Source organism: Protofrankia sp. Cj5, assembly GCF_917627405.1.
Classification (GTDB): Bacteria; Actinomycetota; Actinomycetes; order Frankiales; family Frankiaceae; genus Protofrankia.
Map to the genome: position 1 here is coordinate 1 of NZ_CAKJTO010000034.1, position 20,258 is coordinate 20,258.

18 protein-coding genes and 1 tRNA gene are annotated in these 20,258 nt (G+C 68.4%); 10 read left to right on the forward strand and 9 right to left on the reverse strand.

Going from position 1 to position 20,258, the window contains the following annotated elements; genetic code table 11:
• On the forward strand, window positions 1-1,708 hold a 1,708-nt coding region (locus MJ777_RS09675), incomplete at its 5' end, for a tetratricopeptide repeat protein (protein WP_239375387.1).
• A gap of 729 nt (window positions 1,709-2,437) precedes the next feature.
• On the forward strand, window positions 2,438-3,649 hold the full coding sequence (gene tnpB / locus MJ777_RS09680; protein WP_239375391.1) for an IS607 family element RNA-guided endonuclease TnpB: 1,212 nt from the start codon (window positions 2,438-2,440) through the stop codon (window positions 3,647-3,649).
• A gap of 330 nt (window positions 3,650-3,979) precedes the next feature.
• On the opposite strand, the gene MJ777_RS09685 is transcribed toward tnpB, so the two are convergent.
• From MJ777_RS09685 to MJ777_RS09700, 4 genes are all read right to left on the reverse strand, one after another.
• Entirely contained in the window at window positions 3,980-5,404 is a 1,425-nt protein-coding gene (locus MJ777_RS09685; RefSeq protein WP_239375393.1) for a DUF234 domain-containing protein, read from the reverse strand.
• Between the two features lie 105 nt (window positions 5,405-5,509).
• Entirely contained in the window at window positions 5,510-7,144 is a 1,635-nt protein-coding gene (locus MJ777_RS09690; RefSeq protein WP_239375396.1) for an AarF/ABC1/UbiB kinase family protein, read from the reverse strand.
• Between the two features lie 84 nt (window positions 7,145-7,228).
• Window positions 7,229-8,452, reverse strand: a complete 1,224-nt coding sequence (locus MJ777_RS09695) for a ThiF family adenylyltransferase (RefSeq protein WP_239345857.1) — start codon at window positions 8,450-8,452, stop codon at window positions 7,229-7,231.
• A 334-nt stretch (window positions 8,453-8,786) separates the two neighbouring features.
• Entirely contained in the window at window positions 8,787-8,939 is a 153-nt protein-coding gene (locus MJ777_RS09700) for a DUF5679 domain-containing protein (RefSeq protein ID WP_239312409.1), read from the reverse strand.
• A 490-nt stretch (window positions 8,940-9,429) separates the two neighbouring features.
• On the opposite strand from MJ777_RS09700, the gene MJ777_RS09705 reads away from it, so the two are divergent.
• A complete protein-coding gene (locus MJ777_RS09705) occupies window positions 9,430-10,248 on the forward strand; it encodes an enoyl-CoA hydratase/isomerase family protein (RefSeq protein WP_239312406.1) in 819 nt (272 codons plus the stop codon).
• A gap of 222 nt (window positions 10,249-10,470) precedes the next feature.
• Here the strand turns inward: MJ777_RS09705 and MJ777_RS09710 are convergent, their stop codons facing one another.
• Window positions 10,471-11,859 (reverse strand): zinc-dependent metalloprotease, encoded by a 1,389-nt coding sequence (locus tag MJ777_RS09710; RefSeq protein ID WP_239312402.1) that lies wholly within the window; start codon window positions 11,857-11,859, stop codon window positions 10,471-10,473.
• 161 nt (window positions 11,860-12,020) lie between these two features.
• On the opposite strand from MJ777_RS09710, the gene MJ777_RS09715 reads away from it, so the two are divergent.
• The 3 genes from MJ777_RS09715 (at window position 12,021) to MJ777_RS09725 (ending at window position 13,870) form a co-directional block, all read left to right on the forward strand.
• Window positions 12,021-12,521 (forward strand): molybdenum cofactor biosynthesis protein MoaE, encoded by a 501-nt coding sequence (locus MJ777_RS09715; protein ID WP_239375399.1) that lies wholly within the window; start codon window positions 12,021-12,023, stop codon window positions 12,519-12,521.
• A 14-nt stretch (window positions 12,522-12,535) separates the two neighbouring features.
• Window positions 12,536-12,754, forward strand: coding sequence for a hypothetical protein (locus MJ777_RS09720; protein ID WP_239345827.1), 219 nt, complete (start codon window positions 12,536-12,538; stop codon window positions 12,752-12,754).
• A 72-nt stretch (window positions 12,755-12,826) separates the two neighbouring features.
• Window positions 12,827-13,870 (forward strand): PDZ domain-containing protein, encoded by a 1,044-nt coding sequence (locus MJ777_RS09725; RefSeq protein ID WP_239345828.1) that lies wholly within the window; start codon window positions 12,827-12,829, stop codon window positions 13,868-13,870.
• A gap of 61 nt (window positions 13,871-13,931) precedes the next feature.
• Here the strand turns inward: MJ777_RS09725 and MJ777_RS09730 are convergent, their stop codons facing one another.
• Window positions 13,932-14,438, reverse strand: coding sequence for a PPA1309 family protein (locus MJ777_RS09730; protein WP_239313685.1), 507 nt, complete (start codon window positions 14,436-14,438; stop codon window positions 13,932-13,934).
• Between the two features lie 54 nt (window positions 14,439-14,492).
• Here MJ777_RS09730 and MJ777_RS09735 point away from each other — a divergent pair, with 54 nt between their 5' ends.
• The 3 genes from MJ777_RS09735 (at window position 14,493) to MJ777_RS09745 (ending at window position 18,069) form a co-directional block, all read left to right on the forward strand.
• On the forward strand, window positions 14,493-17,534 hold the full coding sequence (locus MJ777_RS09735) for a UPF0182 family protein (RefSeq protein WP_370652685.1): 3,042 nt from the start codon (window positions 14,493-14,495) through the stop codon (window positions 17,532-17,534).
• Window positions 17,535-17,610: 76 nt separating this feature from the next.
• Window positions 17,611-17,687: transfer RNA gene (locus tag MJ777_RS09740), tRNA-Met, on the forward strand.
• Window positions 17,688-17,829: 142 nt separating this feature from the next.
• The gene (locus MJ777_RS09745; protein ID WP_239313496.1) at window positions 17,830-18,069 is read left to right on the forward strand and encodes a PIN domain-containing protein; all 240 of its coding nucleotides are present in this window, start codon (window positions 17,830-17,832) and stop codon (window positions 18,067-18,069) included.
• Window positions 18,070-18,283: 214 nt separating this feature from the next.
• Here the strand turns inward: MJ777_RS09745 and MJ777_RS09750 are convergent, their stop codons facing one another.
• From MJ777_RS09750 to MJ777_RS09760, 3 genes are all read right to left on the reverse strand, one after another.
• Entirely contained in the window at window positions 18,284-18,667 is a 384-nt protein-coding gene (locus MJ777_RS09750; protein ID WP_239375402.1) for a hypothetical protein, read from the reverse strand.
• A gap of 297 nt (window positions 18,668-18,964) precedes the next feature.
• A complete protein-coding gene (locus MJ777_RS09755; protein WP_239375424.1) occupies window positions 18,965-19,300 on the reverse strand; it encodes a type II toxin-antitoxin system VapC family toxin in 336 nt (111 codons plus the stop codon).
• Window positions 19,301-19,361: 61 nt separating this feature from the next.
• Window positions 19,362-19,724, reverse strand: a complete 363-nt coding sequence (locus MJ777_RS09760; protein ID WP_239375426.1) for a hypothetical protein — start codon at window positions 19,722-19,724, stop codon at window positions 19,362-19,364.
• Between the two features lie 132 nt (window positions 19,725-19,856).
• On the opposite strand from MJ777_RS09760, the gene MJ777_RS09765 reads away from it, so the two are divergent.
• The gene (locus MJ777_RS09765) at window positions 19,857-20,234 is read left to right on the forward strand and encodes a hypothetical protein (RefSeq protein ID WP_239375428.1); all 378 of its coding nucleotides are present in this window, start codon (window positions 19,857-19,859) and stop codon (window positions 20,232-20,234) included.
• The last annotated feature ends 24 nt before the right edge of the window (window positions 20,235-20,258 follow it).

Here is a 20,258-nt window from a genome sequence, read left to right on the forward strand (position 1 = left end):
GTTGTACCCGGACCGGTTAGGGGAGGATTTCCTCGCGTTGCAACTCCCCGGTGCCGACGGCGGGCAGGACCCTGATCCGTGGACGGCCACGGCGCTGTCCCGGCTGCTGGTGGCTGGGGCTGAGGAGCCGCCGGTGTATCTGGGTCGGGCGTTGACCGTGCTGGTGGAGACCGCGAAACGCTGGCCGCATGTCGCTGCTCGGCTGACCGCTCTGCTACGGGAGCGGCCTGATCTTGCGGTTGTGGGTGGTACGCCGGTCCTGGTCAGCCTCGCGTCCTGGGAAGCTGCCGACGTCGAGGTGCTGGAGGCGGTGGAGCGCCTGTTTCCCGATCATCGTCATGTCGACCTTGACGCTGGGATTGCCGCGGTCACGTCCTGGCTGCACACCCGCAGACTCGCTGCGGCCAGCGATCCGGCCGGGCAGGCCCGGCTGTATGAACGGCTCGCCTGGCGGCTCGGCCACGCCGGGCGGCGGGAGGAGGCGCTGGCCGTCACCGAACAGGCCGTCGAGATCTACCGGCGTCTCGCCACGGTGAACCGGGCCGCGTTCGAACCCGACCTCGCCGCCTCCCTGGGCAACCTCGGCGGCCGGCTGTCGGGATTGGGGCGGCGGGAGGAGGCGCTGGCCGTCACCGACCAGGCCGTCGAGATCCGTCGGCGCCTGGTCACGGTGAACCGGGCCGCGTTCGAACCCGACCTCGCCCGATCTCTGACCAACCTCGGCGGCCAGCTGTCGGAGTTGGGGCGGCGGGAGGAGGCGCTGGCCGCCACCGAACAGGCCGTCGAGATCCGTCGGCGCCTGGCCACGGTGAACCGGGCCGCGTTCGAACCCGACCTCGCCGCCTCCCTGACCAACCTCGGCGGCCAGCTGTCGGAGTTGGGGCGGCGGGAGGAGGCGCTGGCCGTCACCGACCAGGCCGTCGAGATCCGTCGGCGCCTGGTCACGGCGAACCGGGCCGCGTTCGAACCCGACCTCGCCCAATCCCTGACCAACCTCGGCGGCCGGCTGTCGGGATTGGGGCGGCGGGAGGAGGCGCTGGCCGCCACCGAACAGGCCATCGAGATCCGTCGGCGCCTGGCCACGGTGAACCGGGCCGCGTTCGAACCCGACCTCGCCCAATCCCTGACCGACCTCGGCATCGGGCTGTCGGGATTGGGGCGGCGGGAGGAGGCGCTGGCCGCCACCGAACAGGCCGTCGAGATCCGTCGGCGCCTGGTCACGGCGAACCGGGCCGCGTTCGAACCCGACCTCGCCCTATCCCTGGACAACCTCGGCGGCCGGCTGTGGGAGTTGGGGCGGTGGGAGGAGGCGCTGGCCGTCACCGACCAGGCCGTCGAGATCTACCGGCGTCTCGCCACGGCGAACCGGGCCGCGTTCGAACCCGACCTCGCCGCCTCCCTGACCAACCTCGGCGGCCGGCTGTCGGGATTGGGGCGGCGGGAGGAGGCGCTGGCCGCCACCGAACAGGCCATCGAGATCCGTCGGCGCCTGGCCACGGCGAACCGGGCCGCGTTCGAACCCGACCTCGCCCAATCCCTGACCGACCTCGGCATCGGGCTGTCGGGATTGGGGCGGCGGGAGGAGGCGCTGGCCGCCACCGAGGAAGCTCAAACGCTGTCCGCCGCGGCCCAGCGAACAGATCAACAGCAGCGTGGTTCACGCCGCCGTAGGACATCCACAATTGTTGCCCGCATTCTTGGACGGTGACCACAGCCGGTCTCACCGCTGGTAACCGTGCGGGTCGGGCTGCCCGGGGAGCGAAGCGGCCCCATACTGTCTCCCGGCTGCCCGCTGGCGTGCCCGTTACTCGTTTTTCGTCCGCCACCGACACACCCGCTGATGGTCTTCGTTGGTCGCTGCGGTCTGCCCATCCCGAAACGCGTTCCGGTAGTCAGTAAGCCTGACCGCGGAACAGGGCCAACAGCGCGAATCCGTGCCGCTCGGTACGGCATGGATTCGCCTGACCGGCAGCAGTCGACCTGAACAGCGTGGCGCGGCTGACCCGGGGTGGTCAGCCTGCTTGCTGGTCCTGGCCTGGGTTCTGTGCGGCGGCGGGGTGGCGACGCGCCCGGCGAGCACGGCCGTCAGGCCGCGCGTAGCCGGTTGCGGGGCGCGGCTCGCGCCGCGTCTTGACCCCTAAATTGGGTAACTCGGCAATCATCGAGACCTACCGCTTGGTATCCCGTCATTCAATTTTGCTGAGGTGGGGTTTGAATAGGCTGCTGAGGCTGGCGAGTAGTGCGGTGCCTTTGGTGGCGGTGGCCTGGGATGGATACCGATGACTCCGGTCGGGGTGTAGGTAGGCATCCCGGTGACGAGGAGGTGTGGGCGTTCGTCGGCTACGTGGTCGCCAGTCTTGTAGCTGGGTCTCACCTGGTCGGGTGCGACGTGTAGAAGAATGGAGACCTCTAGCCCTCCGGCGTGCATGTCTTCGGAGTGATTGGGTCCTACGGCTTGTCCGGCGACCTGCTCACTGCGGTGCGGTGGACCCTGCCCGCGTTGCGGCTCGCCTGGAACGCCGCCAAGCGGGACGTCGCCCCATGGTGGGACGCGTGCTCGAAGGAGGCGTTCTCCGCCGGGCTCGACCAGCTCGCCCGCGGGTTGAAGAACGTCACCGACTCCCGCAAGGGAAAGCGGAAGGGCCGGCGGGTCGGCTTCCCCAGGTTCAAGAAGCGTGGGAAGGCCCGCGACTCGTTCCGGTACACCACCGGCGCCTATGGCCCGGCTGGTGACCGGCGGGTGAAACTGCCTCGGATCGGCCGGGTGAAGGTCCACGAACCGATGGGTGCGCTCACCGGCCGGCTGGCCGAGGGGCGGGCCCGGCTGTTCGGCGCGACCGTGTCGCGCACCGCCGGGCGCTGGTTCGTGTCGTTCACCGTCGACGTGGAACGCGATGCGCCCGCCGGGCCGTCGCGTCGGCAGCGCGCGGCCGGGCCGGTCGGGGTGGACCTAGGCGTGAAGCACCGTGCCGTGCTGTCCACCGGGGAGACGGTGGCGAACCCGAAGCATCTCGCCGGGTCGCTGCGCCGGCTGCGGAAGGCATCGCGGGCGTATGCCCGGTCGAAGCCCGACAGCGCGGGACGGCGCCAGCGTGCCGCCCGGCTCGCCCGCATCCACGCCCGCGTCGCCCACCAGCGACGCGACGGGCTGCACACGCTCACCACCCGGCTGGCGAAGCGCCACGACGTGGTCGTGGTCGAGGACCTGCACGTCGCCGGCATGGTCCGTAACCGGCGGCTCGCTCGCGCCGTGGCGGACACGGCCATGGCCGAGATCCGCCGCCAGCTTTCGTACAAGACCATCTGGTACGGCTCGCGGCTCGAAGTCGCGGACCGCTGGTACCCCAGCTCGAAGACCTGTTCCGGCTGCGGCTGGCGAAACCCAAGCCTGACCCTGTCGGACCGTACGTTCACCTGCCAGTCCTGCGGGCTGGTGGTTGACCGTGACCTGAACGCCGCGGTCAACCTGCGTACCCTCGTCGCCGGCAGTGCGTCGGAGACGGAAAACGCCCGTGGAGGCGACCGTAAGACCGCGCTCGCGCGGCAGGTGCCCGGGAAACGGGAACCCGGCACCGCGCGGGCGGGTCAGACCGGGAGCGCCGTCCCACCAAGGACGGCTGCGAGGCAGAGGCTTACTCATGCTTCATGACTCGCAACGGATACGTGCCGGACTGCGTGGCCATACCGATCACGCGGCTCCGGCCGGCCGCGATCTGATCGACTCCAGCCGCTGAGGGTCAATACAGTGGCTCATCGACGCACGCAAGGCGGGTCTGATCGCCTGGCCAGACCGGATCCCAACGGCCAGGCGACCATCTGGAGCGCCCGGCAACAGGGAAGTGGATCAAGGAGTGGGGCTGGGGTGCGTACGTCGCAAGGCGGAGGAGGGAGTCACCCTGGTGCTGGGTGGCGACCGACGACAACGATGCGAGGTGCGTGCCCCAGCCCCGCGACGCCGCGTCCCTATTGCCGGGCGCTGTTAGGGGCGCCAGGCGGTGAGCAGGTCGTCCGGGCCGAGGGCGAGGATACCGGCCGTCGCCGTGCTGGCACGGGTCACCGCGAGCAGGGGGGTTGCGTCGTCGGCGCCGGGAAGCCGCGACCGGTGGTGGGCGAGCCGAGCGAGGTCGTGCACGTCAAAGGCGTCGTTGTCCTGCCATTTGATCGATCCGACCATGGTGATCTTTTTGGCGATCGGTTCCCGATCCGCGCCGACGATGTCGATTTCCGGGTCGTTGGTACGGGTCCAGTAGCCGCCGATGACGTTCGTGTCGTCCGGTAGTACCCCCGCGGGAAGCCGGTGCAGCGCATCCCTGATCACCGGCTCGATCGCCCGCCCTCGCCAGGCGGCCCAGGAGGCTTCGATCCGGGCGAGAACCAGGTCGCCGCGGCCCCGCTCGATTTCATGGAGGTACGGGCCGAGGAATGTCAGCCAGAACCGAAGATAGGGGTCGGCGATCAGATACCGGGTTTCGCGGGAGGGCCGGACTGACAGCGGAACCATGGCGGTGACCAGGCGCTTAGCGGCCAACAGCTGCAACGCGCGGCTCAGGGAGCCCGGCGCGATCCCGCCGGCGGCCCGTCCGATAAGCGAGAAGGCCCGTTCTCCGGATCCGATGGCACCAAGGACCCCGCGGGCCTGCGCTTCGACGGGAAACTCGGCCGCCAGCGCACGTTCGGCGCTGACCAGCAGCGCGGAGGTGGGATCGTCGACCGCTTCCCGCAGATAATCGTGCACTGAGGCGCCGCCGGGCCATTCGTCCAGGATCAACGGTAGCCCACCGGTCACCAGGTAGGCGTCGAAGGCATCGGCAGAGTTCAGATCCACCATCATGGACACGTCGGCCGGGTTCAGTGGCGGAATCACCATCTCGCCAGCGCGTTGGTGAAACGGCCGGCCGTAGGAATTGAGCGCCTCCATCATCGCCAGGTCCGAGCCGATGCACAGCAGGAGGACCGGTCGCCGGGACAGCTCGCGATCGAACAGCTTCTGTAGCGTCCCCTCGAAACCGGGGTCGTTGGCGATGAGGTAGGGCATCTCGTCTATGATCACCACGCTGGGTTGGTCCGCGGGCAGCGCACCGGCCAGCAGCCGCAGCGCCGCATCCCAGGATCCGGGTTTCTGTTCATGGAACAGGCCGGCGCCTGGAAGATCCGAGCTCGCACCCGCCTCGGTGAACAGGCGGAGATCCATCGCCATGTCCAGCTGCGCCGACGCGGTGAAGAACAGGTATGGCACGCCCGCGCGGTCGACGAATTCCTCGGCCAATCGTGACTTGCCGACGCGGCGACGTCCGCGCATCAGGACAGCCCGACCGGGACGACCCGCCCGGCCGCCGGCCCTTACCCGCCGCAACAGCCGGTCAAGCGTCGCCAGCTCGCGTTCCCGTCCGATGAACTCGGCCATGCTGACCTGCCTCGATCGCACTCATCCAGGATACTCTCACTGATGAGAGTATCCTGGATGAGTAGGAACGACCGGCGATAGGGGGCGGCGTGATCCGGTGGATGCTCAGGCGCTTTCGGCGGTCGTCCCGGACGGGTTTTGAGCGTGCGTGTCGTCGTCACCGGCTACGAGATCACCAGCTGTGAGATCACCGGATGCCGCGGTGGCGGGGGCGTCCCGCTCGCCGGTGCCACGCTGGCTGGGCGGCCCGGGGAGGCGCGGCTGCTTCGGCTGCTTCGGTACGCGGTGCTCTCCCGCCGATGCTTCCGGCGTCGGCGCGACCGGTGCCGCTGGCGGCCGTGGACGCTCCTGATCCGTTTCGACGGCGAGCGCCGGCAGCGCGCGTCCGGGCCGGTTCGCCCAGCGCGCATGCTCGGCCGCGGCGGACCCTGGCGGGGCGAAGCCGGGCTGCCATCGTTGCATCTCGGCGCGAAAGGTCCCCGCGCTGCCGAGCTGGCAGAGGATGCCGACCGCTCCCAGCGTCACTCGGTGGATCAGCAGGTAGGACGGGGGCAGGTTGAGCTGGCGGCCGAGCTGGGCCGCGGGGGAGCGGGGATCGCCCAGCCGGACGGCTTCCCCGCGCAGCCAGTCACGGCAGAAACGGAACTCCTCCGTGGCGATGGGCTCAAGGATGGGCACGAGGTAGTCCAGGAGGTCCGCGCCGCTGACCTTCGCCGTCGGCAGGACGAATCCCTCCGCCCGCAGACCCGCCATAACCGCGTCCGCATCGCCGTGGAGCGCCAGCCGGCTGAGCCTGCCGATGGGTTCGGGCAGCCCGTCAGGAAGCCGATTGACCGCGCCGAAGTCGAGGACTCCCAGCCGGCCGTCCGCCAGCAGCCGGAAGTTGCCCGGATGCGGATCCGCGTGCAGGAGGCCGACCCGGCCGGGACAGGAGTACAGGAACCGCACGAGCAGCAGCCCAGCCCGGTCGCGTTCGGCGGTGGTGCCATCGCTTATGATTTTTGATAGTGCTCTGCCGTCGATCCATTCGGATATCAGGACGTGCTGCGTGCCCATGATGGCCCTGGGCACGCAGATGTCGGGATCGCCGTGGAACGCTTCGGCGAAAGCCGCCTGCCAGGCAGCCTCCAGGCGATAGTCGAGTTCCTCGATGATCCGTTCCTTCAGTTCGGCGACCAGGGGTTTGATGTCCAGCCCAGGGGCCAGCGCGCTGAACAACCGCGCCGCGCGCGCGAGCTGGGTGAGGTCCGCGAGCAACGCGGGCCCGGCTCCCGGGTACTGAATTTTGACGGCGACCTCGAGCCCGTCCGCCCACACCGCCCGGTGAACCTGGCCGATGCTCGCCGCGGCCGCTGGCGTGTCGTCGAAGTCACGGAACATCGTCCGCCAGTCCGGGCCCAGGTCGCCCGCCAGCACCCGATGAACCGACGCCGTAGGCAGGGGTGGCGCTGCCTCCTGGAGTTTTGTCAGGGCCGCCCGGTAGGGCCGGGCCATCTCTTCGGGCAGCGCGGCTTCGAAGACCGACAGCGCCTGGCCAAGCTTCATCGCGCCGCCCTTGAGCTCACCGAGAACCCGGAAGATCTGTTCGGCGGTGCGCTGCTGAAGTTCCGTGGCGACGATCTCGGCGGGACGTCCACCGAGCCGCTTACCCATACCAACCGTGGCCCGTCCGGCGATGCCTAGCGGAAGACCCGCCAGTTTGGCGGTTCTGACGATCGCGCGTTTTGGGATTTCGGACACAACCCCATCGTGCCTGTTCGGCGGACGGCAGGCAGGCGGGACAGTGGGTCGGGGCAACGTTTTTACTTTTTGTAATGCACATGTTCAGGTGGGTGACGACGTGGCCGCCGGCCGGTCCGGTCGGTCGGCGCCCGTGCGCCGGCCGGTGGGTTGTTTGGTGACTTCGTCACGATTCGTTTCTGTGCGTAATCGAGCGCTCCGGCAGGGGCACGAGGGGTGTACCGGCCACGATCGACGCCGGACCCGGAGCTCGGCCGCGGCCATCTCCAGGGTTCCGTTGATGGTCGGCAGATCGCCGCTGGTTGGCGGGTGCGGCTGTCCCCAGGCCCGGGTGCGGGCGTCGTTGCGACGTCTATCGTGCCGGGCATTGCGCCCGTCGTATTCGACCATGGTGAGTGCCTGCATTGCCGTGATCCCAGCGGCGACGGCGGCGAGTGTCACGTCGCAGGCGTCGATCCCGCTGTCTGGACGGCGGGACAGCTGGAGGGCCAGCAGCGGCCAGGCCGGCTCAGCCGCTCGGCGATGCAGGTGCTGACAGTGCAGACACGAGGTCACACCGGGCAGGACCAGCGGCCCGATCACGGCGGTGGTCTCGCGGATGCCGGCGAGCAGGTGCGGGATGCCGACGCGTTCCAGCTCGATGGACTCGTGTGGATGGAGGACGGGAACCCCAGCCGGAGTGATCACGACGAGATCAGGGCGGAACGGTTCGCAAGCCCGCTGCCGGCGGCCGTGAGAGGCGAGCGGGCGGGCGACCCTGGCGATCGCCGAGGCCGTCGCCGTCGAGCGAGGGCGTCCGACGTCATCGAGACGGGCTCCGCCCGGCGCGACATCGGCCGGCCTGGTCACGCCGGTGTCGTCCACGACGACACAGCCGATCCCGGCCGCGGCCAACAAGGTCGCGACCTGCGACCCGACCCGGCCTGCCCCGCGGACCTGTATCCGTGCGTGGCGCCGGGCCCGCAGAATGCGGTGGACATGGGCCGGGTCGGTTGACCCTAACGAGATCGACGCAAGGTCGGGCAGCAGGCGTTCGTGGTCCAGCATGGACAGCGGCGAGTGGTCGGCGGAAGCCGCGTCCTCCAGCATGCCGGTGTTCTCCAGAAGAAGCACGAGTTCCCGGTGGGCGGCGTCGAGCGAGTTCAGCACCTGCTCGCGTGATCGGGTGCCGTCCAGGGCGTCGAGCACGGAGGCGTCCCGCGCCGTGAGCCCGCCGAGGACGATCGCCCGTACCGGATCGACACCGATCTGCAGGGTGGACCCGTCACGCCAGAGGCGGCGCAGGCCGGGCTTGAGGATGGGGCGCATCGCGTCCTCCTCCACGGAAGGCGACCAGATCGTGCTCAGACGGTCTCATGCTGTTCAGCGTTGTGTACCGATATATAACGATCTGTGGATAACAGTCGTATTTGACCGGATTATCGAGCGACGGCTGTGGATGGTGACAGCTGTGGATGGTGGATGACGGTCGCCAGAAAACCCCACAGCACACCGCGCGAGCCGCTGTCGCCAGTCGTCCGCTGAGGCGCTGGGCCGCTGGGGCGGGGCCCCGCTCGCCGCCCGGCTCCTGATCGTGCCTGCCCGTATCCCCGAGGTCTTAGCGATCTCGCGGATACGGGCAGGCACTACTCGCCGCTGTGCTTCAGGCCTTGCCGAGGATTCTGTTGATCGTTGTGCCGCAGACCGGGCAGGTACCCCGCGCCATCCGGCGCCCGGACTCACTCACCCGTATTTCGCCCTGGTAGTGCCGCTTGTCCTTGCACTTGACGCAGTAGCCCTCGAATGTCTCTGCCACCTGTTCTCCCCTCGTACCGTCGGTCGCCGGTGGCCGGCCGCGGGTTGTTGATGAAGAAGGCCGGCCCGGAAGGCCGCCCTGTCGCTATCTTGTCGGATTCGATGATCTTGATATCTACCAGGGCCTACGAATGTTGCGGCCGGCCCGGCGCTGGTGCGCGCGAACGGCTCTCGCGCTAGTGATCGCCGCCGGACGTCCGCCCAGGGTCTGCCGGTGCCTGCCGGTGCCTTGCGTCGTTGCCCCAGGCCCCGGTAGCACACCGCTGCCGGGGCCTGGGCCGCCTCGCGACGCATCCGCCCGGCATCCGCGCATACCCCCGATGGACCTCCCAGATCGGCTTCGCCAAGCCGGCGGGAACCCCGGCTTCCGGCAGCGACCGCTAGGGTTGGGAAGGTCCCGGAGCACCGGCCTGGCGGGTCCACGACCGCGCTGGCCGCGCACCCGGCTGACGTCTGGCCACCGATGTTTTTCGCCATACCAGGAGCCGACCGTGCCCGAACCGTTGCTCGTCGAGCGTCCCGCTGACGGTGTCATGTTGTTGACGCTGGCCCTGCCCGAGCGGCGTAACGCCATGACCGTGGCACTCACCGAAGCCTGGTCGCGGGCTTTGGACGAGATCATCGCTGATCCTCATGTGCGGGCTGTGGTCGTGACGGGGCAGGGCAGCGCGTTCTGTGCCGGTGGCGATCTCGACTGGGTCGATCCCCGGACGAACCGGGAGGCCGGTGTCGACCGGCTACGCGCGAAGATGCTCACCTTCTACCGGAGCTGGCTGAAGATCAGATCGGTGGAAGTGCCCACGATCGCCGCGGTCAACGGCGCCACCGTGGGCGCCGGGCTGTGTCTCGCGCTTGCCTGCGACCTGCGTTTCGCGTCGGTGGATGCCAGCTTCTGCGCACCGTTCACCCGACTTGGGATGCATCCGGGGATGGCCGCCACCCGGCTGCTGCCGGAGGCCGTCGGCGCGGTCCGGGCCAGGGAGCTGATTTTCACCGGCCGGACGGTTGACGCGCGCGAGGCCGCGGCGATCGGCTTGGTCAACGCGGTGGTGCCCGCCGCCGACCTGGTCGCCGTCGCCGTGAGCACCGCGACTCAGATCGCCGCGGCCGCGCCGGTCGCGACCAGGCTGGCCAAGGTCGCGTTGAGCGGTGCTGACGATTTTGACCAGGTGCTGCAGTGGGAAGCGCTCGCACAGGCGACGACGATGGCCAACGGCGAGGCCGCTGAGGGGATCCAGGCCCAGCTGGACCGCCGCCCGCCGTCATTTGTCACCACCACGGCACCGGATGCGGCCATGATCGGCAGCTGACAGCGCGGAGCTGACAGCCGACGGCTGACAGTCAAGCCGGGTGACACACGGGTACCAGTGTGATGAAGAAGCCCCCGGTACGCGGCCGAGCTCTCCAGCTTCCCCTTCTGGAGGGTCCTCCGAATGACCGGGGGCTTCGTGTCCGTCAAGCTATGGCCGCACAGCGGTGGCGGTCAACGACCGCCACGCGGAGCATTGGTGGGTGCGTCACCGGGGCCTGCGTCATCCGGCGGTTCCGGGGCCTGCGTCATCCGGCGGTTGTGGCCGCGGTGGCTCCTGCTGGGCGGGGGTGTCGCGGAGCCGTTCCAGCTCCGCGAGCGGATCGCCCACCGTGTTGGCGTCGCCCGCGGCGAACCCCCGCGGGTCAGCGAGATCGTCGGCGTTCGGAAGCAGGTCGGGATGCGCCCACAGGGAGTCGCGTCCGTCGATCCCCCGGGCGTCCGCCACGGCCTGCCACAGCGCGGCCGCCTCACGCAGCTTGCGCGGGCGCAGGTTGAGGCCCACCAGCGTCGCAAAGGTCTGCTCCGCCGGCCCGCCCTCGGCGCGGCGGCGGCGTACCATCTCCCGCAGCCTGGAGGCGGCGGGCAGGTTCTTCGCGGCGGCGGCGTCGGTGACCGTCTCCACCCACCCCTCGACCAGGGCGAGGATCACCTCCAGGCGGGCCAGCGCCGCGGTCTGTTCAGGCGTGGTCGCCTCGTCGAAGACGTCCTCGCCGAGGGCTTCCTGCAGGCTTGCCGGATCCATGATCCGCATTGGGTCGATCATCTCCATCGCCCGTGAAACCGCTTCCGAGTCGACCGCGATGCCTCGCGCGTATTCCTCGACCGCACCGAGAACGTGCGCGCGTAGCCATGGGACATGGCCGTACAGACGCTGGGATGCCGCTTCGCGCAATGCCAGGTAGATCCGGACCTCGCTGGAGTCGATCCCCAGGCCCGAGCCGAAGGCCTCGACACCCGCGGGGACGAGCGCGGCGGTACGCGGCGGGCTGAGCGGCAGCCCGACATCCGTGGAGGAAACGACCTCACTCGCGAGCAGGCCGATCGCCTGACCGACCTGAGCGCCGAACAACATTCCACCAACCTGGCTGATCATGTTCATGATCGGCCCACTCGCGGACGCCAGCTGGCCCAGGTCGATGCCTGGTGGAAGCTGGGCGGCGAACTCGGGCGGCAGCCCGCCGCCCGCGTCACCCATCTGCGCGAGCCCGCTGGAGATCCCGCCACGCATGGCCTCGGCGATCCTGGTCGCCACCGGATCGCACAATGTCCGCCAGACCGGCAGGGTCACCTCGATCCACCGGTTACGGGTCCATCCTTCGGCGGTTGTCGCCCCGGCGGGTAGCGTGGTCACCGGATCGAGCCAGATGTCGGCGAGCCGGACCGCCTGGCGAACCTCCTCGACCTCGCTGTCGGACACGGCACGGTCAGCGTCGCCGAGCGCACGTACCGCGACTTGGCGTGCGAGTTCCCAGTTCACCGGCCCGTCGTGCCAGGCCAGCAGCCGCTCCAGCTCGGCGAAGAACGGCGCCCCGCCGCCGGACGGCGGGCCGGAGGCACCGCGCGAGGACGAGTCACCCGGGGTGAACCCGAAGGGGAAGCCGCCGCTCATCGTCGGCGTCCCTGCCGGGTGGATGCGAGTTGAGGCCCAGGGCCCATGGATCCGGACATGCACCAACGGTAGTGCGTTTTCCCGCGGATGCCGAAACGACATCACGATACGACTACTGGAACGGTTTGGATCGCCCGCCCGAACGTCCGCTGATGAAGATGATGACGCCGGTCAGGCGGATCCCCTACGGTCGGATCGTGGGCCACATCCATGCTGGGCAGGAGGCGCAACACAGGACTGCCGGGCAGGTCGTCATCGCGGCGATCCGCGAACGGGAGCTGTCGGTCGACGAGTGCCTGAAGGCCGTGCGCGGGCCTGCCGTGGGCGGGGTCGCCGTTTTCGTCGGGACAGTACGCGATCATGATGGCGGGCGTGGCGTGGCCGCGCTGGAGTACACCGCCCATCCACGGGCCGGCGGCGAGATCGTACGGGTGGCCGCTGGCGTGGCCGCCGTCCATCCGGTCCGGGCGGTGGCTGTCACCCACCGGGTGGGGCTGCTCGGTGTCGACGACATCGCCGTGGTTGTGGCGGTGGGGGCCACGCACCGCGCCGAGGCTTTCACGGCCTGCCGGCGACTGATTGACGACGTCAAGGAACACGTGCCGATCTGGAAGCGCCAGGTATTTGCAGACGGTTCGTCGGAGTGGGTAGGCGCCTGCTGAACGGGGCACCTACGATGGTGTCCGCCTCCCTTCTTCCCCGTCTCGACGCCGAGGCCGCCATGTGGTTTCTGCTCATCCCGCCAATTGCCGTCCTCATCACTCTCGTCTGGCTCGCGTTGCGGTCACGCCCGGAACGCAAACCCGAAGCATTGATCACCGTGGAGGGCTACCGTCGCAGCATGGCCGCGCTCGCACGGCCCATGGGCGTTCCACGTGATCATTCCGTACGGTGACATGACCCCCATGTCGCTCATGTCGCCGGGCCAGCCCGGCGGGCGCTGAATGGCGGGTTCTAGACTGCCAGCATGACGCGGCGTATCCAGACACTTCTCGTCGCGTCTGTCTTGGCGCTGGTGCTCACGGTAGTGGGTTTGTCGCTGCCTGTGCCGTTCGTGATGCTTTCACCCGGCCCGGTGACCGACACGCTCGGGCGTCCCGACGGCAAGCCGCTGATCGAGATTGTCGGCCGCGAAACCTATCCGACATCCGGGAAGCTTGAGCTCACCACGGTCGAGGAGGTGCCCAAGCTGAGCGTGCTGGACGCGGTCCACGGCTGGTTCGACACCGATCGTGCCGTGGTCCCGCGGGAGCTGCTGCAGCCACCGGGCACGAGCGACGAGGAGGCCCGGCAGGAGAACACCGCGGCTATGATCGATTCGCAGGATCAAGCCACCTCCGCGGCTCTCGGCGAGCTCGGCATCACCCCGACCGGCACCTCCGTGCTCGTGCAGCAGATCATGGATGCATCGTCGCCCGCCGCGGGAAAGCTGCGCGTGGGTGACGTCATCGTGTCGGTCGACGGCACCGCTGTGTCCACTCCGCAACAGGTGCAGGATGCGGTGGTCCGGGTTCATCCCGGTCAGCCGGTAACCGTCTCCTTCATCCGTGACGGCGGCGCGCCGGCCCAGACCTCGATCACCACCGTGGCGGCGCGCAACGACCCGAGGCGTCCAGTCATCGGCATCAGCACGATGGAGAAGCGCAACTACCCTTTCACGGTTAAGATCAAATTGACCGACGTGGGGGGGCCGAGCGCCGGTCTTATGTTCGCTCTCGGCATAGTCGACCTTCTTACGCCAGGCCAACTCACCAACGGTCGCACAATTGCGGGCACCGGTACCATCGACGCCGGCGGCACGGTCGGCCCGATCGGGGGCATCCAGCAGAAGCTGCTCGGCGCTCGCAGGTCGGGCGCGGTCGTCTTTCTCGTACCGGCGGCGAACTGTCCGGATGCTCGGGAATCGGCACCGGCGGGCCTCCGGCTTGTGCGGGTCGAGACCCTCAAGGGGGCTGTCCGCGACCTGACGGCGCTCGTGGATAACCCCCAGGCCGTCGTCCAGAGCTGTTGATCATTGCCTTGCCCGGCTGGCTGGCTGAGCCGCTCCACCAGCCAGCGGCGAACGGGACGGGTCAGTGAAAGGTCGCCAGCAGGCCGTCCACGAGGCTGTCCGCGAGGTCCGGATCGACCACCAGCTCGTCGTCGCCGCGGACCCGCAGGCATGACGCGTGTTGCCCGTCCCGGGTCACTCCGACCGCGAGCCGGACGTCCTGGCGTTCGGGATGGCTGGCGGCCCAGATCTCGATATCCCGCTCATCGTATGGAGTCTCCTGCTCGGCGCTGGGCGGCAGGACGACGAGTTCGGTGACGAGGACGCAGCCAAGCACCTCCGGTGGCCAGCCGATTGCGGCCAGGACCTCGTCGAGACGGCCGGCCGGCAGCGGCTCCTGTTCGACGGGGGTGAGTGAGCCGGGCGCGGTGTCGCCGATGTGCGAGGCGAGGGCCGGTTCGCGGGCGATGAGCTCGGCGGTGTCGGCCAACGCGTAGACCTGACTGGGCTGATCCCAGCCCAGATCGGCGACGTGCCGTTCGACCTCCAGCACAACAGCGGTCAACTCGTTGATGTCGGGGCTGGTCACGAGCGCATCCTCTCCGATGGCGCCACCCGGGCACTGGCGTAGGTTGCCTTCCAGGTGGACAACCCGGTCGTCTGCCCCGGACGCAAGGAGGAGCGAGTGGCAGCAGCCCGCAGACCACTGGTGGCGCGTACCCGCATCCTCATCCCCGCGCTGCTTGTGGTCATTGTTCTGATCGTTTTGCTGGGCGTCTTCACGCGGGTTTACACCGACCTGCTCTTCTTCCGGTCGGTCGGGTTCGGCAAGGTCTTCAACACCGTCCTGTCAACGCGGATACTGCTGTTCGTCATATTCGGTGCCCTGATGGCGGTGGCGATCGGTACCAACCTTGTGCTTGCGTACAGGCTGCGACCACCGATCCGCCCGCTGTCGCTTGAGCAGCAAAACCTCGAGCGCTACCGAGTCGCCGTTGAACCGTACACAGTTCTGATCCTGTTCGGGGTCTCGGCCCTGTTCGGTATCGTAGCGGGTGTCTCGGCGTCCGGCCGCTGGCGGACGTGGTTGTTGTGGCTGAACGGCGAGCCCTTCGGGCAACGTGACCCGCAGTTTCACCGTGACATCAGTTACTATGCTTTCACATACCCGTTCCAGCGGTTCCTGCTGGGTTTCCTGCTGACGACCGTGGTGCTGTCGTTGCTGGTGACGCTGGTGACGCATTACCTGTTCGGCGGCATCCGGCTGCAGACCCAGGGAGAGCGGGTGGTGCCGGCCGCGAAGGCGCACATATCCGTCCTGCTGGGGCTCCTTGCCCTGCTCAAGGCGTGGGCCTACTACCTCGACCGCTTCGGGCTCGTGTTCTCCTCGCGGGGAGTTGTCAACGGCGCGTCCTACACCGACACCCATGCCGTCCTGCCGGCCAAGCTCATCCTCCTGTTCATCTCGCTGTTGTGCGCGGTGCTGTTCATCTACAACATCTTCCAACGTGGCTGGACGCTGCCCCTGCTGTCCACGGGGATACTGGTGCTGTCGGCGCTGGTGGTCGGCGGAATCTACCCGGCAATCGTCCAACAGTTCCAGGTCCGGCCGAACGAGGCGTCCCGGGAGGCCCCTTACATCGCCCGCAACATCGAGGCCACCCGGGCGGCGTACGCGATCCAGCAGATAGCCCCGTTGCCGTATGACGCCAGTACCGTGCCCGACGCCGCGAAACTCGGTGCGGATTCGGCGACGCTGTCCAACGCCCGCCTGCTGGACCCCAACCGGCTGTCCCGGACGTACGACCAGCTGCAGCAGATCCGTGGTTACTACGGCTTCCCGCCGTCGCTGGATATCGACCGCTACACGGCCACCGGACCGGACGGGCAGAGCGCGACCCACGACTATGTGGTCTCGGTCCGGGAACTCGACCAGAACGGTCTCACCGAGCAGCAGCGTAACTGGATCAATCTGCATCTGACGTATACGCATGGCAAGGGATTCGTCGCGGCGCCGGCGAACACCGTCGACACCTCCGGGCGGCCGAACTTCGCGGAGCAGAACCTGCCGCCCACCGGGCCGTTGGGCCTGACCGAGAGCCGGATCTACTTCGGCGAGATGTCGCCGGGGTACTCGATCGTCGGTACGAAGCAGGCGGAGATCGACGGGCCGGGCGTCACCGCGGACAGCCAGTCGACGACAACCTACGACGGTGCCGGCGGCGTGTCGATCGGGTCGACGTTCCGCCGGGCGTTGTTCGCGCTGCGCTTCCAGGAGAAGAACATACTGCTGTCCAGTGACATCACCGGGAAATCCCGCATCCTGTACGTGCGCAATCCGCGTGACCGGGTGAGCCAGGTCGCGCCCTGGCTCACCCTCGACGGCGATCCCTACCCGGCGGTCGTCAACGGGAGGGTCGTGTGGATTCTCGACGGCTACACCACCTCCGATGGATATCCTTATGCCGAGCGCAAGACACTCGGTTCGGTCACCGCGGACGCCGTGACGAGCCGTGCGTCAAACCGGTCCGCGCAGGGGGCCAGCGAGGTCAACTACATCCGGAACTCGGTGAAGGCCACCGTTGACGCGTACGACGGAAATGTCACGCTCTACGCCTGGGACGAGTCCGACCCGGTGCTCAGGACCTGGATGAGCGCGTTCCCCGGCACGGTCAGGGCGAAGAAGGACATTCCGGCCGGGCTGCTGGAGCATCTGCGCTACCCGGAGGACTTCTTCAAGGTCCAGCGGGATCTCCTTGCCTCCTATCACGTGCGCGACCCGCGTGAGTTCTATTCCCAGGAGGACTTCTGGGCGGTCTCGCCGTCGCCGGACAACCAGAACCAGCCCCAGCCGCCCTTCTACGTGTACAGTCAGCTCGTCGATCATTCTCGGCCGTCATTCAACCTGACGTCGCCATTGCTGGCGAAGGGCTCGTCGAAACTCGCCGCCTACATGGCCGTGTCGAGTGATCCCGGTAATTACGGCGAGTTCCAGGTACTGCGGCTGCCGAAAGGCGTGACCATCAACGGGCCGGTGCAGGTGCAGAACCTCATCGAGTCCAAGGGCGACATCTCCAAGGAGCTGAGCCTGCTGCGGGGCGAAGGTTCGCAGACGATTCAGGGGAATCTGCTCACTCTCCCGGTAGCCGGTGGCCTGCTGTATATCGAGCCGTACTACGTCCAGGCGCGGGAAAACGCGGTGTACCCGACGCTGCAACGGGTGGCCGCGGTCTTTGGTGATCGCATCGGCTTCGCGCCGACGCTGGACGAGGCGCTGAGCCAGGTCTTCGGCGTGACCGGCACGCCACCGAGCACGACGGCCCCACCGAACACGACGGCCCCACCGAGTACAGCCCCGCCAGGCACAACAAGCAACACGGAGATCCAACAGGCGATCGCGGACGCGGATCGTGCCTTCGCCGCCGGGCAGGACGCGTTGCGTAAGTCACCCCCCGACTTCGCTGCCTACGGCGCCGCCCAGAAGGACCTGTCGGACGCGCTGAACCGGTTGGCGCAGCTCACCAGGACGCCACCTGCCGCCTCGGTGGCCCCCGCACCGTCCGCGCAGGGCTCACCCCCGGCAGCCGTACCACCTTCCTCGCCGGCCGTCGCCGCGGATTCGGCCGCGCCCGCGGCTCCCGCGGCTCCCGCGGCGACCACCTTGACGGCGGTACCTGGCAGGTAGGCCGGCCGGCTGGAAAAATTAATCAAGATCGTTTGACACCCCCCGCCTGGCGTCCTGTAAGGTGAACTCACACCGACGCGGGGTGGAGCAGCTCGGTAGCTCGCTGGGCTCATAACCCAGAGGTCACAGGTTCAAATCCTGTCCCCGCTACCAGCGAAAGGCCCTCGGAGAAGCCCTCTCCGAGGGCCTTTTCCATGGGGCGCCGCTTGTCGTTCATCGGGATCATGGATGGTGAACGTGATCTGGCTGAACGTTCATCTCGGATCCTTCGCGAGGAGTTAGGCGAGCCGGACCGGTGATAGTTGTCGACACCGGTGTACTCGTCGCCGCCATCAACAAGCGAGACAAGTTCCATCGCGCTGCCCAACTGGTGCGGCGCTACGCCGATCTTCCGCTCGACACAGTCGACGCCGTGGTGGTCGCTACAGCGGAACACCTGGGCACGCCCAAGGTCGCGACGGTCGACCGCAAGGACTTCCAGATCGTCGTTCCCAGCCACTGCCGCGCTTTCGAGCTTCTGCCGACCCTCGGTTGACTTCCGCGCACCAGCACGAACCCCGATCTTTACTGGCCCCCAGTCGAGGTCCAGGTCCTCAGCCCATTGGCGGTCGTGCGCTCGTACCAGAAGCGCGGGGTCGGCTCGGCCCTTGTTCACCATGGCCTCAACATCCTCGCTGAGTCCTCGGTGCCACTCGTCTTCCTCGGATAGTCCCCCTTCGCGGACGTGTGCAGCCCGGGGGTGGTACCAGTCACCCTCGGGCCTGTCGCGCCAGCGGTGACCAGGCGGTCTCGAGGTCGTCTAGGCGGGAGCGGGCGGCGGACGTCAGCGCGTCCGCGGCGGTGACCAGTGCCGTGTGCCGGACGACAAGCTCGTCGGCGAGTGCGGCGGGGTCGACGACGGCGCGGAGCCCGTCCCAGGCATCCCAGGCGCCCTGGGCTCCCACGGCGCCCTCCGCGACCGCATCGACGACCTTGGCGACGGTCAGGCCACTCGTGGGATCGGTGCCGAGGATGTCCGGGCGCCGTTCCACCAGCGCGTGGGCTGCGGCGAGAGCGTCGCGCAGCCGGAGGTCGGCGTCGTCGGCCTCCTTCGCGAGGACGCCGAGCCTGTCGGCCTCGGCGGCGGCGGCCATGTTCCTGAAATCTCAGATGAAATACGACCTGATTCCGCCAGGCGAGGCGTACTACACGCTCGTCGTCCTCGGTCTGGCCGCGGCGCTGGGAATCATCTCCTCGACCCTGCCACTGCTCAAGCGGATCATGGGCCCGGAGGTCATGCGTAACAGCCGATGCTTCCCGCCACGCCCCCACCGCGACGGTGCCCAACTGTGGCCTGCCCTATCTGTCGTCCGGATTCGGTGGATGAGCGACGACCACCTTGCCCCGTCCGTCCGGATCGCTGGCCGCTTTCAAGGCCGGCGAACGCGCCATCAGCGCCTCATGGCAGCAGTGCGACCGGGCCTCGTGAGGCGGACGACGGAGAAGTGTCGCCGGTCGAGGGTTGCGATGGCGTCGGCGCCGAGCCGTTCGGTGATCGCGAGAACGGAGGCGTCGACGGCGCCGAGTGGGAAGTCGCTGTACTTTTCAACCAGTTCGACCATCCGGGCGAGGTCCTGGCGAGCCAGCGGGATCAGGCTGATCTGTCCCGTGCTGATGGAGCGCAGGAACGCGGCTTCGGCGCGGGTGCCTTTCTCCCGTTCGAGCATGAAACAGACTTCGGTCAGGACGGGATAGGGAACGAGTAGCGGCCGGGGCGTGCGCCGCATGAGAGCGACGCTGCGGGCGTGGTGTTCGTCGTCGGTGTCGGCGGCCCGGTGTCCCAGACAATCACTCGGGGGCGCGCCCCAGTTCCGCGCGCAGGATCTCAGCCGAATGGGCGGCGAGATCGCCCTTGCCGCTGGCCAACGCACCGACGAAATCCGGTAGTGGCCACTCGTCGCCGCCGCTCTCGGCGGGCGCGCTCTCGCGCACGAGAGCCAGGATCGGCGCCACGTGCGACTCGGGCAGGCGGTCGATCAGACTGTGCAGCTCGTCCCGCAGAGTACTCACCCATTGAGGATACGACCGACGCGTGGCCAGCCACCTGGATCCGCCGGGGCCGGGCCGCAGGTTGAGCGTCTTCGTCGGGCCGATGCCGCGGAAGCCGCGGACCGAGGCGGCCCGGACGGAGATCACCGTGCGCCAGGGCACTCCAAAAGTCATTAGGGGGAACTGATAAACCGGCTTATCACTCGATGGAGTCGACGACTAGATGCTTCCCAGTAGCCTGTGAGTCGCCGGAGCGATCAGGGGAGGTACGCGGTGGAGAGCGCTGGGGCCACTATGGCGCTGCAGGACGTCGCGGATCTGGCGCGGGTTCGTCGTCCGGTCGTGAGCATGTGGCGTAGCCGCCCGCGCGTACGCGGTCAGCACCTGCCCTTTCCCGACCCGGTGGAGACCTCCGGCGGAATAGAACGATTCCTGCGCGAAGATATCGTCGCGTGGCTGGCGCGTACCGGCCGGGGCAACAACGCGGAGGCGAATCTCGACGCACCGGCGTTAAGCGTGCCGGAGGGCGTTTCGCTGGACGAGCTCGTCACCTGGCTCTGCCTGGCGATGCTCACCGGGCGGGGTCTGCCAAGGCCGACCTCGACGCCGCGCACGCCCAGTTGGCGACCTACCTGCGTGAGTTCCCGATGGCCTTCCGGTTCGCCGTCGTGACGGTGATCAGCGACGGGATCACCG

Bases quoted from the DNA above. Each gene is read 5' to 3' on its own strand.
- MJ777_RS09715 (WP_239375399.1), top strand. From the start codon at position 12,021: ATGACGCCGGTCAGGCGGATCCCCTACGGTCGGATCGTGGGCCACATC.
- MJ777_RS09750 (WP_239375402.1), bottom strand. From the start codon at position 18,667: ATGGCCGCCGCCGCCGAGGCCGACAGGCTCGGCGTCCTCGCGAAGGAG.
- MJ777_RS09685 (WP_239375393.1), bottom strand. From the start codon at position 5,404: ATGGCCGAGTTCATCGGACGGGAACGCGAGCTGGCGACGCTTGACCGG.
- MJ777_RS09720 (WP_239345827.1), top strand. From the start codon at position 12,536: ATGGTGTCCGCCTCCCTTCTTCCCCGTCTCGACGCCGAGGCCGCCATG.
- MJ777_RS09710 (WP_239312402.1), bottom strand. From the start codon at position 11,859: ATGAGCGGCGGCTTCCCCTTCGGGTTCACCCCGGGTGACTCGTCCTCG.
- MJ777_RS09765 (WP_239375428.1), top strand. From the start codon at position 19,857: ATGGCGCTGCAGGACGTCGCGGATCTGGCGCGGGTTCGTCGTCCGGTC.
- MJ777_RS09725 (WP_239345828.1), top strand. From the start codon at position 12,827: ATGACGCGGCGTATCCAGACACTTCTCGTCGCGTCTGTCTTGGCGCTG.
- MJ777_RS09755 (WP_239375424.1), bottom strand. From the start codon at position 19,300: ATGCGGCGCACGCCCCGGCCGCTACTCGTTCCCTATCCCGTCCTGACC.
- MJ777_RS09695 (WP_239345857.1), bottom strand. From the start codon at position 8,452: ATGCGCCCCATCCTCAAGCCCGGCCTGCGCCGCCTCTGGCGTGACGGG.